This window comes from Phascolarctobacterium sp. (genome assembly GCF_045124115.1).
Lineage (GTDB): Bacteria > Bacillota > Negativicutes > Acidaminococcales > Acidaminococcaceae > Phascolarctobacterium_A.
Genome location: NZ_JBGVLF010000031.1, coordinates 80,966 through 97,138 on the forward strand (window position 1 = coordinate 80,966; position 16,173 = coordinate 97,138).

The following is a 16,173-nucleotide window of genomic DNA, read 5'->3' on the forward strand; positions in this document are numbered from 1 at the left end:
TGCCTACGCAATAGCAAAACAGCATGTATACAATTTTTCTTATAAAATTATTAGTTTTTCTAATCCATTTTATCCACTAAAGCTGCAAAACAGCTACGTAAGCCTGCTAAAGCAGCACTATCCAAGTCAAAAGCGCCTGCTTGGGCAGCATCGCTGAGGGATAAACCTGCATATTCTTCCGTTCCTGCTAAATATGTGTGCAGCAAGCGTCTACCACTCTGAAGCGACATTTTTCCCCGCACATTGTCCACAGAAAATAGATATTCCCGTGCCACATTCAGTAGACTAAGCTGCGTACCTACATCTGCCTCTGCTAAAGCTTCCAATAGCAGATCCTCTAAGCAGCCTTTGCGCCACCGTCGCCCCCTGCCCTTGCCGGGGAAGAAAAAATGCGCGCAGTACTCCCTTGTTGCTAAGAAAGCACTGTCGCGCACTATATCCATAATATTACGGCGGGCATCCACATTGTCCCCTGCATCAGCAAAAAGCACTACCTTGCGCACTTGACCGCTACCCTCCATAACAGGGAGCTGCTCCACTACCATGGGCAGCTGCTCCATACTGCGATAGCAATAAAATTGTACCTTAGGCAGCACCAATCCCTTACGGAAAAGATGATGCAGGTAAACGCGCAGAAAGCGCGCCATTTCCATCCGCTCGCACAAAAGCAGGAGTTCCCCGCTAAGGAAGAACTCCTGCTTATTTACTTTATTCAGCATCGTTAGCACCTGCTGTTACGCCATGCTTTGCCAGCATTGCTTCCGCAGCCTCCAACACCTGTGCCACGGTCAGCTCACGCATACAACGCATATCGTCACACTTGTGCTTCATGCCATCGGCACAGCCCATGCAGCGGGGAATGGATGTAACGATGGTAGCATCATCAGTATAGGGACCATACAGTTTAGGAATAGAAGGACCGTACATAGCCACAATGGGTACCTTTTGGCTAATAGCCACGTGCATAGGACCGCTGTCATTGGTGATAATCAAGCTGCAACGACGCATAGCAGCAGCCAAACCGCCGATGGTAAAGTAACCTGTTGCCACTACGGGAGTAGTCTGCATATGGCTAACAGCCTCCTGCACCATATCCTCATCCATAGTTCCGCCGAAGAAAACAGGCTTGTAGCCTTTGGCAGCCAATGCATCAGCAACCTGGGCAAAACGCTCCGGTGCCCAACGCTTGGTTACTACGGCACTGCCAATGTTAAAGCCCACTAATTTATCAGTACCGAAGACACCATGCTCGCGCCAAAATTCTTCCGCACTGTGAAAATGCTCCTCACTGGGGAAAATTTCCAAGCCATTATGCTCCAATTTTTCCACGCCCAACTGAGTAAGCACATTCAAGTACATATCTGCAGCATGAATCTGGCGGTTCAACGGAGTGAAAACATCCCATAAAGGTTTAAACAGCGTATGGGTAGTACCTGTACGCAATTTGGTCTTAGTCAACGCACAAATAAAAGAACAACGCTCGTTGGGATGCAGATTAATCAGCACGTCAAAGTCCATCTTGCTTAAACGACGGGCGCAGGCAGCCAAAGCCAACAGGCTGTTGTCCCTGCCCTTTTTGTCAATGGTAATAACCTCATCCAAATACGGATTGTGCAAAACTACATCCTTCAGCTTTTCATCCGCCAGAAAGGTGATGTGAGCATCAGGTGCAGCTTTACGTAAAGCATGAATAAAAGGGGTGGTCAAAGTCAGATCGCCCAAATGCATCAAAAAAGTTACCAATATTTTTTTACCATTCAGTTCTACTGCTTTTGCCATTACTTTTGCTCCACCTTTTTCACATAGATTTCATAAACCATTTCTGGGGTAATATCATGCATACAATGCCAATCATCACATTTTTTCTTTAAACAACCTGCGCATTTGGCGGGAGAAAGCAGCACAGTGGAATTTTTGCTGCCATAAGGGCCGGTACGGTCCGCCTTAGTAGGACCATACATAGCTACTAAAGGCTTTTTCAATGCTGCCGCAAAATGCAAAGGACCTGTATCGGCACTGATATAGAAACTGCAATCTTTAATCAATGCAGCCAACTCCCGCAGGGAAGTCTTACCAGTCATATCCAACACTCTTCCCGTAGCACATTGTTCGGCAATAACTTTGCCCTTGGCCGCATCGTCGGGCCCACCTGCCAAGACTACATTGGTACCATCTTGGGTCAACATCTTTGCTAAAGCAACGTAATGCTCCACAGGCCATTCCTTGGTCCACCAGCGGGCACCGGGCACAACGACCACGTATTTATTGCCATCCCAGCCCAAGCTGTGCAGTTTTTCCTTAACAGATGCTGTTTCCTTGGACAAATCAGGCATAGGGAACTCCACATCATCTAAAGATTCCACTTTAGCCCCCAAATAACGAGCTACATCAAGATAACGCTCGATAACATGATCTTTGCTGTGAGCACCGCTAATAGCTTTGCTTACAAAACCGCTGCCTTCGCGCATTTCGCAGTAACCGATACGATTGCTGCAACCGCAAATAGCTGCCAAAACAGCGCTTTTAAAAAGACCCTGCATATCAATGACCAAATCAAAATGCTTGCTATGGAGTAAATCCCGCATTTCGCAAAAATATTTCAGCTTCTCGCCTAAGCCCATTTTGTTAAATTTAACTTTGTCAAAGTACAAAACCTCATCAATTACCGGCGGATCAGGCACAAAGCCTGCAAACTGAGGATGCACCAGCCAAGTAATACGGGCATGGGGATAACGCTTACGCAGCGCTGCTGCAAAGGGCAACGTGTGCAGAATATCGCCCAAGGAGCTCATTTTGATCAGTAAAATATTTTTGTATTCCATTTAAACTAACTCTTTCACAAAATTTAGGAGACTGCCACCCTTAAACAGATAACCGCGGATGCCTGCGGCCTCCGCCGCTTCTACATCACGGGGACTGTCACCGATGAGGAAACTGTTTTCCTTATCAATCTCATATTCAGCAAATGCTTGCAGCAGCATACCCGGTTTAGGCTTACGGCAGCTGCAGTCACAAGTGTATGCAGGCACTTTGCCCTCTTTATGATGGGGGCAATAATAGATTTTTTCGATAGCACCGCCCATTTTAGCGATTTCCTGCTGCATGTGCTCATGGAGCGCCTGCATTTGCTCTACGGTATAATAGCCGCGGGCAATACCGCTTTGGTTGGTAACTACAAAAATCTTATAGCCCGCCCGGGTCAGATAGGCGACAGCTTCCCTAGCGCCTTCCACCCATTGTAAATCTTCTATTTTGTACAGATAGGCAACGTCCACATTCAGGACACCGTCCCTATCAAAAAAGACCGCCTTAGCCTTCATATACGTAGTAACCGCCGGTCTTATCCAGCAATTGGCAATATTCTTCAGCAGCTTCTTCAATAGGAGTGAAGCCGCCGTCATAACCTGCAGCCAACAAATTGGTTGCATCTGCTTCAGTAAAGCTTTGATATTTGCCCTTCAATACTTCCGGGAAGGGAACGTATTCCAGTTCACCGCTGCCAAAGTGATTCAGTACAGCCTTAGCCAAAGTGTTGAATTGGTGCGCATGACCGGTACCGCAGTTGAAGATACCGCTGATTTCCGGATGTTCCCAGAAATACAGGTTAACCTTGACAACGTCTTTTACATAGACAAAATCACGGGTGTGTTCGCCGGGACCATAGCCTGCATATTCACCAAAGAGACGTACTTTATGTTCTGCTTTCCATTGGTTATACATTTGGTAAATCATGGAAGCCATTTTGCCTTTATGGTTTTCTTGAGGACCATAAACGTTGAAATAACGCAGACCAACTACTTGGCTTTGAGCAGTGGGCAGCAAACGGCGCAAATAGTTATCAAAGAAAAGTTTGGAGAAAGCATATACATTCAGTGCTTCTTCGCAAGCAGGCTCTTCGCGGAAGCCGTGAGCGCCACTGCCATAAGTAGAAGCAGAGGAAGCATACATCATTTGGATTTTACGATCCAAGCAGAAATGCAGCACATTCTTAGTATACTCGAAATTGTTCTCCATCATGTATTTGCCATTATATTCCATAGTATCGGAGCAAGCGCCCTCGTGGAAAATAACGTCAATCTTTTCATGGTTGAATTTGCCTGCCTTCAATGCATCCATAAAAGCAAACTTATCCATGTAGTCATGCACTTTCAAGCCTTGGATATTTTTAAATTTTACCATATTGGTCAGGTTATCAACAACGAGAATGTCATCAATACCGCGATCGTTTAAACCTTTAACAATGTTACTGCCGATAAAGCCGGCACCACCGGTTACAATAATCATAATTTGCCCTCCTTCACCATTTTAGCAATCTTTTCCACTACTCCGGTAGTAGAGTAGCCTTCTTCAAAATCTATAATACGGACTTCGCCCGCATATTCCCGTCCTGCAACTTCTTCAGGCTTATAATCGCCACCTTTAACAAGGATGTCAGGACGGATTTTTTCAATCAGCTCTGTAGGCGTATCTTGGTCAAAAAGCACCACGGCATCAACACACGCCAAAGCAGCTAACACTCTAGCACGGTCCAGCTCATGAGTCAAGGGACGGGTTTCGCCCTTCAAGCGACGGACAGAAGCATCCGTATTTAACCCCACAATCAAGTGCTTGCCTAAGCTACGCGCTTTCTCCAAGTAAGTGACATGACCTACATGGAGGATATCAAAGCAACCATTAGTAAAGACAATCTTTTCACCGCAAGCTTTCCACGTAGCCGCCAAAGAAGCGATTTCCTGCCAACTTAAAGTGCGGTAGCCTTTGCCCTGTTTGCGTTCTTCCGTCAGCAAATCTTTCAGCAATTCGTCACGATGTACAGGATAAGTGCCAACCTTAGCTACTACAATACCTGCAGCGCGGTTCGCCATATAGATAGCATCCGCCAGCTCCAGCTTACCTGCCACACCTGCCAGCAGGGTAGCAGCAACAGTGTCACCGGCACCGGATACATCAAAAACTTCGATGGCAGTAGCAGGACTATGGAGCACGTCCTTTTCGTTAACAAGGCTCATACCGCGTTCACTACGGGTAACAACTACATTCTTAATCTGGAATTTATCCCGGGCTTCCCTAGCCATAGCGACTACAGCAGCGTCTTCGTTGTCCTTTTGACAGCCTGCAGCTTCGCACATTTCTTTCAGATTAGGAGTAATAAAATCGCACCCGCTGTATTTAGTCCAATCTGCACCTTTAGGATCGATGAGTACGGGAATACCGTAGGCATGACCTTGAGCAATCACCCATTGGCAAAAATCATCGGAGCAAACGCCCTTAGCATAGTCGGAAACAATAATGCCGTCCAAACCATGGTCTAATAAATTAGCTAACCAATGGCGCAACTCTATAATTTCTTCAGGATACAAATCCCCTGTTTCTTCAAAATCAAGACGCAGCATTTGCTGGTTGCCGCCTAACACGCGCAATTTAGTAATAGTCTTACGGTAGGAGCTTTTCACCAGGCCGCTGTGATCAATGCCCGCGTCATCCATCAAGCGCTCCAAAAGTACACGGTTGTCATCGTCACCGGTAACACCGCCCATAAATACTTGACATTCCAAATGAGCCAAGTTAGCAGCCACATTAGCGGCACCGCCCAAAACGGACTTGATTTTGTTGATTTTAGTTACAGGCACAGGTGCTTCCGGAGAAATGCGCTTTACTTCGCCGTGAAAATAACGATCGAGCATTACGTCGCCAATAACAGCAATGCGCAATTTACTTATATGTTCAGCTAAAAAGGTAGTTACTGCTAAATCAGCCACTTTATTCACCATCCACCAGCTCACACAGAATGTGACCAATCAAAATATGCATTTCTTGAGCACGGGCAGTAACTTTAGCAGGCACCGCAATGCACTCATCACAGAGATTTGCCATTTTGCCGCCACCTGCAGCAGTCATGCCTACGCAGTACACGCCCTTGGTTTTTGCCAATTCAATAGCTTGTACAACATTAGGACTATTGCCGCTGGTAGAAATGCCCACCAGCACATCGCCTGCCTGCGCCAAAGCTTCTACTTGGCGGACAAAAACTTTGTCATAACCATAGTCATTGCCTACAGCAGTCAGGATAGAAGTGTCAACAGTAAGAGCAATAGCAGGCAGACCGGCACGTTCCTTTTGGAAACGGCCTACAAACTCAGCAGCCAGATGTTGGCTGTCGGCAGCACTGCCGCCGTTACCACAGAAAAGCACCTTGTGCCCATTAGCTAACGCTTTTTTTATTTCCTGGGCAATAGTAGCGATTTGCGCCAAAATGCCGCTATCTATAACGGCTTGGGCAACCTCTAAATGATCTAAAAATCTTTGTCGGATAAGCTTGTCCATTTTATACCTCAAATATTACAGATTATAGAAATAATACATTACCTTGAAGGTACCATCACCTTCTTGTTGCTCGTCTTCATAAGTAAACTCCAAAGCCCAGCAGCAGAATTTATGCAGCCAACGATAATCCGTTTCGTAATTATTGTGTTTGCCTAAGTCATAACGATTAACAACGCTCAGCACATTTTTAGAGTCTGGAGACCATTGCAAACCATTGCGCAGTTCACGTTCCATATCAGGTTGGCCTAAATCAAATAAAGTACTGGTTTCTTTTTCCCAATAGTAACCAACCCAAGTACGCCATTTATCAGTCAATTTTTGACCCAAGGTTGCGTAATACATGTCGGTAGATCTGGTGTCACCGCTCAAGCTATCATTAACCCATTTCTTGCCAACAGTCAAATTCAACACTGTATTTTTGGAATTGAACAAATAGATAGGATCATGGTTTAAGTAAACAGCATACTCTTTATGCCAGCTCTTGGGACCACTTTTGCCACTGCCTTCATACCATCTATTCCACAAACCATATTCATAGTACGCAGAATAACTCAAAGGCAGGCCATCGGCAATATGATGGTTTTTGTAATCAAAGCGCCAAGTATTTTGTTTCTTATACCAATCGCCATCATCTTCATCCCAACCATGCAGGTAAGAGATTTTAAAATTACGCTCGTTATGGTCAATCTTGTAAACAGGCTTGAAGCCAACTTTGGAATATTTTGGCAGTTCCATACTTACCATGGTTTTTTCCGTAACAGGCTGTGACAGTTCCAACTTGATATAAGCGCCATTATCGCTGCCATCATAACCAAGACGAGGCATAATCTTAGTCTTGCCTTCATCATTAAAGTTGTTTACCCAAATATCACGGGAATATACGTGTCTGCCACGAACATAAACCTTTACATCATGGGCAACCATTTTTACTTTAGGATAAATTTCAAAGGTTTTAGCAGTAATAGATAGGCAGGACGGATGTTTTACAGAAGGACAACGGGACATGGTGCCGCCTTCATCCACCACCATTTTATCAGGGTAAATAGTAGCATGCGGTGCAGAATAAATATCTTTCAAACTGCTGCCACTGATTTCTTTAATTTCACCAGTCTTATTATTGAAATTATAATGAGCCCACTTACCATGCATAACACTGTCCGGCTGCACAACCGTACCACCTTGGCTCAAAAAGACATCACCGGTCTTCATGTTGCCATGGGCATAAGTAGTAACTAATTTTTCCTTGCCTTGGGTAACAGTCACATTACCTTGGGCATGGAAATCACCGCTGACATTGTCATACTCTACATGCTCTGCAGTCAAATGAATAGGAACGACCTCTTGAGCCTCCACCACTTCCTTAGAACGCTTAGGCTCTACAGATTTATTAACAGTAGAATCTTCTGCTTCATCAGCAAATGTCGGACTATCATAACGGCTAGAATCAGAATTGGTAAATTGAGCTGCATAGGCAGGAACGCACAAGCTCATAGCCAAAGCAGCTGCGCATAATGATTTTTTCATGGGAATGCTCCTTTTGTATAGTTGAAAAGTAAAATACTCATAATTAGCCATTTATCATTATATCACAAAAAAAAGAAAAGCTCACCCTTTTCGAGTGAGCTTTTTGTGTTTTCTTCTTATTATTCTTGGTAAACGACACCTTGCAGAGAAATATCCTCAGCAGTTTGTACAAAAGTTTCGCAGCCAACAGGAATAGTCACGCTGTTGCCCTTTACGAATGCACCGCCAACAATGCCTACAGGGCCAAGAATAACCATACCGCCAATAGCTGCACCGGCTGCGCCCGCAATGCTTTCAGCTTTTTGTTGTGCCAATTCGCCAACAGTCAGAGGTATCTTAGTACCATCTACGCCATAAATATGGGTAAAGGTAATATCAATGCGGCCATCCTTACCAAAGATACCGGGCTGTACGACCTTCTTCACTACACCAATACCGGTAGCGCCTTTCGGCAGCACCAGCACATCATTAACGTACAGGTTGTCAGAAGCTTTAAAGTTTACTTCGTCGCCTTGACGAGTCATTTTAGTGCTCATTTCTTTAGTAAAGGTAATCTTAAATACAGAATCTTTAGGCAGAGTAACTTGTTGTACAGGCACATTGCCATCAGTGTAGGAAGCCAATTTCAGCAGTTCTTCCAAACGACCGGACAGAGAACCCGCTTGCGCTTGGCCGTATAAAAGTTTTTCCTGAGCTTCAATCCTATTTTTCGCAGGACCACCGGACATGCTTTCATTCATGCGCCATTCAACTACATTGAGTTTAGTTGCGAAGGACGCTTCACCGCTATCGGGAGTACCTTCCAAATAATCATACATATTGTCTACACGGGTCAGTACTGCATCCGTAGTCAAGGCACCATAAACATCGTCCTCCAAGCTGTCTACACGTTGGATCAAAGAGCCGGTTTGTTCAGTACCATAAAGAATTTTTTCCATAGCGCCAATTTTTTCTGCTACGGACAGATTGGTGTCAGCAGCAAAGCCGGGCACCACCATGGTAAAGCAGAAGATAAAGGTGAGTACAAGGGATGCTAATTGCTTTTTCAATTTACTTACCTCCTAACAAATGATTATATTTTCCTTAATTATAGCATACAAGTCTTACTTGTGCCACTTTTCCACTGCCGCAGCTACTGCAGCTTCCATTTCATCCAATTTAGCGAAACGGCGACGATGCTGAGCACGTTTGGAAGGCTTCAATTCTTCCATGGACTTACGGTATTCCGCAACAGGCATAATGTAGAAACGACGGTCAGCACATTGGCTGCCTTCGCACTCCTGCCAAAAGGCACCAAAGTCCGTCTTCAGCTTACGGTCCATACGGATATGGTTCATAGCATAGTAACCTTCATTAGCCACAGCATAAATATTAGAAATACCCAAAGCCTTGGCAAAAGAACGCAGACCGTAGAAAACAAGGTTCTTAGTACGGTAGCCGAAGAAAGCCTTTGTAAGACCTTTAATCAATTCGTTACCATTTTGCGGGCCTTGCAGCGCACCAATAGCAATTACATTTCTACCATCCGCAATATTCTTTGCTAACCAGAACATAATCTGGTACAAAGCCTGCCCTTCATACATCAACACAAGGGATAAACAGCCTTCTTTTCGCTGACCGGCATGAAACCACAAATGCAGTGTCAGCGGTTTATCCAAATACGTATCCTCCCAAAGTTGCACCATTTTCTTCTCGGCATACAGTTCGTCCATCAGTTCCGGTTTGAAATATTGCTCCATAATCAGGATATGGTTCTTCACCAGTTCCATGCGTTCGTCCCAAGTAGAGCCTCTATAGAAGAAAGCACGGGTAGTTTGCTCTAACAGCGCAGGACAGCCTTTCAGCCAAGCCATGCGTTGAGGCTTTTCTGCGAAGAAGTCCAGTAAATCATTAACAGCGCTGCTGTGCAGCTTGCAACGGGTACGAAAAACCAAGTACCGTTTCATTTCTTTCAAAACGCTAGTATTGTAAAGGCTCTTGCCTACATATTCTAAAATATTTTTATCCATCTCTTACCTCTAATCAACGTTATAGTTATTAACATTATAACACAAAACCGCGCTGCAGCGTAAGCCAGAAAAAATTTTATAAAATTTTTTCGTTTACCACTTTACAAATTTAATACGTTAAAGTATAATAAACACATACTCAATGAGAGCTGCTTAAACAAGCAAAATTTTAATGAGAGGTGTTTAATGATGAAAAAAATGTTAGCCCTGTTGATGGGTCTCATGATGATGTTGATGATGGTTGCCGGTTGCGGCAGCAGCGGTCCTAAAAAAATCGTTATCGGTTTGGATGATAACTTTGCTCCTATGGGCTACCGCAATGATAAAAACGAAATCGTTGGTATGGATATCGACTTGGCTCGTGAAGCTTGCAAACGCTTGAACATGGAAGTTGAATTCAAACCTATCGATTGGGGTGCTAAGGAAGCTGAACTGAAATCCAAACGCATTGATGCTATTTGGAACTGCTTCACCGTTAACCCGGAACGTGAAAAAACATATGGCCTGTCCAAGCCTTACCTGGTAAACTCCCAATTGGTTGTTGTTCCCAAAGGCTCCGACATTAAAAAGATTTCCGACTTGAAAGGCAAAGTAGTTGCAGTTCAAGACGACAGCACCGGCTCCTACCTGTTGGAACTCCCCAAAAACAAGGAATTGAAAGACAGCCTGAAAGACTATCGTAAATATCCTGACTTCGCAGCTATCTACATGGAACTGGACAACAAACGCGTTGATGCAGCTATTGTTGACGCAGTTTTAGCTCGCGGTTATTATGACAAACTGAAACCCGGCCAATACGAGATGCTGGATGAAACCATGGGCGATGAAGTTGTAGCAATTGCTTTCCGTAAAGACGACAAAGAATTCCTGCAACGCATTGACAAAGTTATGGACGAAATGAAGAAAGACGGCACCTGCAAAAAGATTTCCGAAAAATGGATGGGCGCCGACATTATTAAATACTAATCCTAAGTTTTGAAAGGGCCGAAGAAATTCGGTCCTTTTTTCTTAGCTTCCCGCCTTTTTTCTTGTCAATCCTTTAGCAAAGTGATACAATAAAGAACGTATTATTACTATCTTATTTAAATGGAGAGAATTATGGATTACGTTATTAGAATTATCCCCCAAATGCTTGAAGGCTGCATTACGTCCGCCCAAGTATTCCTTATCACCATCGTCCTCAGTATCCCCTTGGGCGTACTGCTGAGCTTAGGCCGTGTATCCGGCATCAAGATTTTACAAAAAGTTATTGGCTTCTACGTATGGGTACTGCGTGGCAGTCCGTTGATGCTGCAAATTTTCTTTGTTTACTTCGTTCTTCCTTCCGTGGGTATCCGTCTGCCGGACTTTGAATCCGCCATTGTAGCCTTCGTGCTTAACTATGCAGCGTATTTCTGCGAAATCTTCCGTGCAGGCATCCAAGCTATTCCTAAAGGACAGTACGAAGCAGCCCACACTTTAGGCATGAACTATGTTCAAACCATGCGCCGCATTATCCTGCCCCAAGTTATCCGCATTATCCTGCCTCCTATTAGCAATGAAACCATTACCTTGGTCAAAGATACTTCCTTGGTATACGTTTTAGCTATGAACGATTTGATGCGTACAGCCCGCAACCTAGTACAACGGGACTTCAGCATCATGCCCTTCATTGTAGCAGCAGTATTCTATCTAGCTGCCACTTTGATTTTGACAATGATCTTCGAACGTCTGGAAAAACACTACTCCAGATATGAACAATAGGAGGAGCCCATGAACAAGATTAAAGCGCAAAACATTTGGAAAAAGTTTAATAAATTAGAAGTCCTCAAAGGCATCGATTTGGAAGTCAACGAAGGCGAAGTTGTTGCTGTCATCGGTCCTTCCGGCGGTGGCAAGAGCACCTTGCTCCGCTGCTTGAACAAATTGGAAACCGTCGACCGTGGCAGCGTTATCATTGATGGCGAAGCATTGTGCAAAGAAACCGCTACCGGTACGGAATATGTTGACAATAACGAAGTACGCCGCATCGCCTGCAAGATGGGGATGGTGTTCCAACAATTCAACCTGTTCCCCCACATGACCGTACTGCAAAATCTGATTGAAGCCCCTGTTAACGTGCAAAAACGTGACAAGGCTACTGTCATTGCCGAGGCAGAAGTTTTGCTAGCCAAAGTAGGTCTGTCCGACAAACGCGACGAATATCCCCGCAAGCTGAGCGGCGGTCAACAGCAGCGTGTCGCTATCGCCCGCGCTTTAGCAATGAAGCCCGCCATTATGCTTTTCGACGAGCCCACCTCTTCCCTGGACCCGGAGCTTACCGGCGAAGTTTTAAAGACCATGCGTGAATTAGCCGAAGAAAAAATGACCATGGTAGTAGTTACCCACGAAATGGGCTTCGCTAGAGAAGTTGCTACTAAAGTTGTCTTCATGGCTGACGGTAAAGTACAGGAACAAGGTACTCCGGAAGAAATTTTCGACAATCCTAAAAACGACCGTTTAAAAGCCTTTTTGAATGTTATTCTGAAATAAGCTTATTTCACATTCTTTTTACGTATTTTACGTACTTTGGTCAAATCCATTTGTTAGAATAGTAAGCGAGGAAGGAAAGATGGTTGCCCTAGGCAAGCAATCTATCTGAACCTACTCTTTTCGACATATCTTTTTCATCATACACCTCTCCTTTTTAGGGCGTGTCCGTTCGTAGGGCACGCCCTAATTTTATATGCAAAAAGTACGTTTTTTAAATATACCTGTATACATGCATTGCAAATCTTGCAAAGTTTATAACTTTTATATACAATTAGCCTGTAACCATAAAGGAGGTTCAACTATGGCTAAGATTAATACCGTTTTAGTTGCCAATCGTGGCGAAATCGCCATCCGCGTTTTTCGCGCCTGCAACGAATTAGGAATTCGTACTATTGCTATATATTCCAAGGAAGATACTCTCTCCTTGCATCGTAATAAAGCTGACGAAGCATACCTTGTTGGCGAAGGTAAAAGCCCCACCGATGCTTATTTAGACATTGAAGACATTATGCGCATTGCTCGTGAGCATGATGTAGATGCTATTCATCCCGGCTATGGTTTCCTGTCTGAGAACAGCAATCTTGCCCGTCGCTGTGCTGAAGAAGGCTTAATCTTCATCGGTCCCCGCCTGGAACACTTGATTATGTTCGGCGATAAAATCAATGCTCGTGAACAAGCCAAACTGGCAGGCATCCCCATGATTCCCGGCAGTGACGGCACTGTCAACAGCCTGCAAGAAGTATTGGACTTTGGCGAAGCGTATGGCTATCCCATTATCATCAAAGCAGTAAACGGCGGTGGCGGCCGCGGTATGCGCGTCGTTAACAGTGCGGAAGAAGCAGTAACTGCCTATGACTTAGCCAAGAGCGAAGCAAAAAAAGCTTTTGGTAATGATGAAATTTACTTAGAAAAATATCTGCAGAATCCCAAACATATTGAAGTACAGATTATTGGTGATAACCAAGGCAATTTGATGCACCTGTTCGAGCGTGACTGCTCCGTACAGCGCCGTCACCAGAAGCTGGTAGAGATTGCTCCTGCTTTCTCCCTGCCCATGGAACAACGCCAAGCTATCTGCGACGCTGCAGTCAAGCTGATGAAGAATGTTAACTATGTCAGCGCAGGTACGGTAGAGTTCCTTGCTACTCCCGATGGCAAATTCTATTTCATCGAAGTTAACCCCCGTATCCAAGTAGAACATACCGTTACAGAGCAAATTACCGGTATCGACATTGTGCAAACCCAAATCAAAGTTGCTGAAGGCTACAGCCTCCACAGCCCGGAAATCGCTCTGCCTGAACAAAAAGACCTGCACACTATCGGCCATGCTATCCAATGCCGTATTACTACAGAAGACCCATCCAACAACTTTATGCCTGACACCGGCAAATTGATTACCTATCGCAGCGGCGGTGGTTTCGGTATTCGTCTGGATGGCGGTAATGCTTTCACCGGCTCCGTCATCACCCCCTACTATGACTCCCTGCTGGTAAAGGCAACTACTTGGGGCCTTACCCACCAAATCGCCATTACCAAAATGCTGCGCTGCTTGAAGGAATTCCGTATCCGCGGCGTTAAGACCAATATTCAATTCCTGGAAAACGTGTTGCAAAACGAACATTTCGTTAAAGGCGACTATACTACGGACTTTGTGGATCTGACTCCTGAACTTTTCGTCTTCCCCAAAACCTTGGACCGTGGTAATAAATTGCTCCATTACATTGCGGACATTACTGTTAATGGTTACTCCAACGTAGGCGTACAGCCCAAACCGGACTTTGCTCCCCTGAATATGCCCAAGCCTTACAATGGTATTTTAGCACTGGGTGCAAAACACATTCTGGACACTCGTGGTCCTGAAGGGTTGTCTGATTGGGTTATGTCCCAACAAGAAGTCCTTGTAACCGACACCACCTTCCGTGATGCCCACCAATCCCTGTTCGCTACCCGTCTGCGCACCAGCGATATGCTCCGTGTAATGCGCGATACTGCAGGCAAGCTGCCCGGACTGTTCTCCTTTGAATGTTGGGGCGGTGCTACCTTCGACGTAGCTTATCGTTTCTTGGACGAAAGCCCGTGGCAGCGTTTGGCACAATTCCGCGAAGCTGCGCCCAATATTCTCTTCCAAATGCTGCTCCGTGGTGCTAACGCTGTTGGCTACACCAGTTATCCTGACAACGTAGTTAAACAATTCATCCAATTGGCAGCTAAAAATGGTATTGATGTCTTCCGTATTTTCGACAGCCTTAACGGTCTTGACAATATGCGCCTGTCCATCGACACCGTTCGCGAATGCGGCAAAGTTGCGGAAGCAGCCCTGTGCTACACCGGTGATATTCTTGACCCCCATCGCGATAAATACGATTTGCAATACTACATCAATATGGCTAAAGAGCTGGAAAAAGCAGGTGCCAACATCATCGCTATTAAAGATATGGCAGGTCTCTTGAAACCTGAAGCAGCCTTCCGCCTTGTAAGCAGCCTCAAATCCTATGTTGGCGTGCCCATTCACCTGCACACCCACGAAGGCAGCGGCAACGCTATCTACACCTATGCCCGTGCTATCGATGCAGGCGTAGACATTGTAGATACCGCTATGAGCGCTATGAGCTGCGGTACCAGCCAACCTTCCACCAGCAGCCTGTACTACGCATTAAGCGGACATCCCCGCCAACCCCGTTTAGACGTGGATTCTCTTAACGAATTGTCCCGCTATTGGGAAACTGTACGCCCCTACTACAAAGCTGCGGATAGAACAGAAAACTTCCCCAACCCTGAAGTATACGTACACGAAATGCCCGGTGGCCAATACACCAACTTGAAACAACAAGCCCAAGCTTTAGGTCTCATCCATCGTTGGGAAGAAATCAAAGATATGTACCATCGCGTATCCATGATGTTTGGCGATTTGATCAAGGTTACTCCTTCCTCTAAAATTGTTGGCGACATGGCCTTGTTTATGGTACAAAACGATCTCAGCGAAGAGGATGTTTATGCTAAAGGCGATATTTTAGACTTCCCTGCCTCCGTCGTAGAATTCTTTGAAGGCCGTATAGGTGAACCCTACCAAGGTTTCCCTGAAAAGCTGCAAAAGATCATTCTCAAAGGTAGAGAACCCATTACTGTACGCCCCGGTGCTGCTTTAGAACCGGTGGACTTCGACAAAGTTCGTACTCAATTAGAAGAAATGGGTGCACCCACTACTGATGAAGCTATCAGCTCCTACTGCCTGTATCCCAAAGTATTCACCGATTGGGTAAATCGTTACAATGAATTTGGCGATGTATCCGTACTGGATACGCCCACCTTCTTCTTTGGCATGACTCCCGGTGAAACCATCAAAGTTGAAATTGAACAAGGCAAAGTTCTCGTTATTAAACTGGACCATATCTCCGAAGCCAATGCTGCCGGTATGCGTACTGTTACCTTCGACTTCAACGGTCTGCCCCGTGATATCCTCATTAAAGACCGTAACGCAAAGGCAACTACCGTAACCCGTAAGAAGGCTGACAAGTCTAAAGCAGGCGAAATTGGTGCTTCTCTTTCCGGTTCCGTTGTTAAAATCCTAGTAGAAAAAGGCCAAGCCGTAACTAAAGGCACTCCTTTGATCGTTACCGAAGCCATGAAGATGGAAACTACGCTCTCCGCTCCTGTTAGCGGCATCGTTTCCATTATCCATGTCAACGCCGGCGAACGCGTTGAAAGCGGCGACTGCCTCATGGAAATCAAAACACAAATGCAATAACGTCAGATGTAAAAAGAGGCTGGGACAAAACCAGTCATCGTTACCATATTCCTAGACGAA

14 protein-coding genes are annotated in these 16,173 nt (G+C 45.2%); 4 read left to right on the forward strand and 10 right to left on the reverse strand.

Translation table 11 applies throughout. From position 1 onward, the window contains the following. Positions 1-59: 59 nt before the first annotated feature. The 10 genes from ACJMM4_RS04745 to ACJMM4_RS04790 all read right to left on the reverse strand — a co-directional run bounded on the left by ACJMM4_RS04745 (position 60) and on the right by ACJMM4_RS04790 (position 9,857). Complete coding sequence (locus tag ACJMM4_RS04745; RefSeq protein WP_405383323.1) at positions 60-719, reverse strand: hypothetical protein; 660 nt, start codon at positions 717-719, stop codon at positions 60-62. Further along, the gene (locus ACJMM4_RS04750) at positions 709-1,779 is read right to left on the reverse strand and encodes a glycosyltransferase family 9 protein (RefSeq protein ID WP_405383325.1); all 1,071 of its coding nucleotides are present in this window, start codon (positions 1,777-1,779) and stop codon (positions 709-711) included. Before ACJMM4_RS04750 ends, ACJMM4_RS04745 begins: the two co-directional genes overlap by 11 nt. Further along, complete coding sequence (gene waaC / locus ACJMM4_RS04755) at positions 1,779-2,822, reverse strand: lipopolysaccharide heptosyltransferase I (RefSeq protein WP_405378597.1); 1,044 nt, start codon at positions 2,820-2,822, stop codon at positions 1,779-1,781. Before waaC ends, ACJMM4_RS04750 begins: the two co-directional genes overlap by 1 nt. Beyond that, complete coding sequence (gene gmhB / locus ACJMM4_RS04760) at positions 2,823-3,320, reverse strand: D-glycero-beta-D-manno-heptose 1,7-bisphosphate 7-phosphatase (RefSeq protein ID WP_405378595.1); 498 nt, start codon at positions 3,318-3,320, stop codon at positions 2,823-2,825. After that, complete coding sequence (gene rfaD / locus ACJMM4_RS04765; RefSeq protein ID WP_405378593.1) at positions 3,310-4,284, reverse strand: ADP-glyceromanno-heptose 6-epimerase; 975 nt, start codon at positions 4,282-4,284, stop codon at positions 3,310-3,312. The genes gmhB and rfaD overlap by 11 nt, the downstream gene beginning before the upstream one ends. Further along, on the reverse strand, positions 4,281-5,771 hold the full coding sequence (gene rfaE1, locus ACJMM4_RS04770; RefSeq protein WP_405378591.1) for a D-glycero-beta-D-manno-heptose-7-phosphate kinase: 1,491 nt from the start codon (positions 5,769-5,771) through the stop codon (positions 4,281-4,283). Before rfaE1 ends, rfaD begins: the two co-directional genes overlap by 4 nt. Continuing rightward, positions 5,761-6,324 (reverse strand): D-sedoheptulose 7-phosphate isomerase, encoded by a 564-nt coding sequence (gene gmhA / locus ACJMM4_RS04775; protein ID WP_405378589.1) that lies wholly within the window; start codon positions 6,322-6,324, stop codon positions 5,761-5,763. Before gmhA ends, rfaE1 begins: the two co-directional genes overlap by 11 nt. 15 nt (positions 6,325-6,339) lie before the next feature. After that, on the reverse strand, positions 6,340-7,848 hold the full coding sequence (locus ACJMM4_RS04780) for an organic solvent tolerance protein OstA (protein WP_405383327.1): 1,509 nt from the start codon (positions 7,846-7,848) through the stop codon (positions 6,340-6,342). A 119-nt stretch (positions 7,849-7,967) separates the two neighbouring features. Beyond that, a complete protein-coding gene (locus ACJMM4_RS04785; protein ID WP_405383329.1) occupies positions 7,968-8,897 on the reverse strand; it encodes a hypothetical protein in 930 nt (309 codons plus the stop codon). A 54-nt stretch (positions 8,898-8,951) separates the two neighbouring features. Continuing rightward, on the reverse strand, positions 8,952-9,857 hold the full coding sequence (locus ACJMM4_RS04790) for a VirK/YbjX family protein (RefSeq protein WP_405383331.1): 906 nt from the start codon (positions 9,855-9,857) through the stop codon (positions 8,952-8,954). Between the two features lie 186 nt (positions 9,858-10,043). Between ACJMM4_RS04790 and ACJMM4_RS04795 the strand changes: the two genes are divergently transcribed. The 4 genes from ACJMM4_RS04795 (at position 10,044) to pyc (ending at position 16,113) form a co-directional block, all read left to right on the forward strand. Continuing rightward, positions 10,044-10,823: an amino acid ABC transporter substrate-binding protein gene (locus ACJMM4_RS04795; protein WP_405378581.1), complete on the forward strand. Its 780-nt coding sequence runs from the start codon at positions 10,044-10,046 to the stop codon at positions 10,821-10,823. Positions 10,824-10,955: 132 nt separating this feature from the next. Then, the gene (locus ACJMM4_RS04800; protein WP_405383333.1) at positions 10,956-11,600 is read left to right on the forward strand and encodes an amino acid ABC transporter permease; all 645 of its coding nucleotides are present in this window, start codon (positions 10,956-10,958) and stop codon (positions 11,598-11,600) included. Between the two features lie 9 nt (positions 11,601-11,609). Continuing rightward, complete coding sequence (locus ACJMM4_RS04805; protein ID WP_405378577.1) at positions 11,610-12,368, forward strand: amino acid ABC transporter ATP-binding protein; 759 nt, start codon at positions 11,610-11,612, stop codon at positions 12,366-12,368. A gap of 301 nt (positions 12,369-12,669) precedes the next feature. Continuing rightward, positions 12,670-16,113, forward strand: coding sequence for a pyruvate carboxylase (pyc, locus tag ACJMM4_RS04810; RefSeq protein WP_405378575.1), 3,444 nt, complete (start codon positions 12,670-12,672; stop codon positions 16,111-16,113). Positions 16,114-16,173: the final 60 nt, after the last annotated feature.

Bases quoted from the DNA above. Each gene is read 5' to 3' on its own strand.
- ACJMM4_RS04745 (WP_405383323.1), bottom strand. From the start codon at position 719: ATGCTGAATAAAGTAAATAAGCAGGAGTTCTTCCTTAGCGGGGAACTC.
- ACJMM4_RS04750 (WP_405383325.1), bottom strand. From the start codon at position 1,779: ATGGCAAAAGCAGTAGAACTGAATGGTAAAAAAATATTGGTAACTTTT.
- waaC (WP_405378597.1), bottom strand. From the start codon at position 2,822: ATGGAATACAAAAATATTTTACTGATCAAAATGAGCTCCTTGGGCGAT.
- gmhB (WP_405378595.1), bottom strand. From the start codon at position 3,320: ATGAAGGCTAAGGCGGTCTTTTTTGATAGGGACGGTGTCCTGAATGTG.
- rfaD (WP_405378593.1), bottom strand. From the start codon at position 4,284: ATGATTATTGTAACCGGTGGTGCCGGCTTTATCGGCAGTAACATTGTT.
- rfaE1 (WP_405378591.1), bottom strand. From the start codon at position 5,771: ATGGTGAATAAAGTGGCTGATTTAGCAGTAACTACCTTTTTAGCTGAA.
- gmhA (WP_405378589.1), bottom strand. From the start codon at position 6,324: ATGGACAAGCTTATCCGACAAAGATTTTTAGATCATTTAGAGGTTGCC.
- ACJMM4_RS04780 (WP_405383327.1), bottom strand. From the start codon at position 7,848: ATGAAAAAATCATTATGCGCAGCTGCTTTGGCTATGAGCTTGTGCGTT.
- ACJMM4_RS04790 (WP_405383331.1), bottom strand. From the start codon at position 9,857: ATGGATAAAAATATTTTAGAATATGTAGGCAAGAGCCTTTACAATACT.
- ACJMM4_RS04795 (WP_405378581.1), top strand. From the start codon at position 10,044: ATGATGAAAAAAATGTTAGCCCTGTTGATGGGTCTCATGATGATGTTG.
- ACJMM4_RS04800 (WP_405383333.1), top strand. From the start codon at position 10,956: ATGGATTACGTTATTAGAATTATCCCCCAAATGCTTGAAGGCTGCATT.
- ACJMM4_RS04805 (WP_405378577.1), top strand. From the start codon at position 11,610: ATGAACAAGATTAAAGCGCAAAACATTTGGAAAAAGTTTAATAAATTA.
- pyc (WP_405378575.1), top strand. From the start codon at position 12,670: ATGGCTAAGATTAATACCGTTTTAGTTGCCAATCGTGGCGAAATCGCC.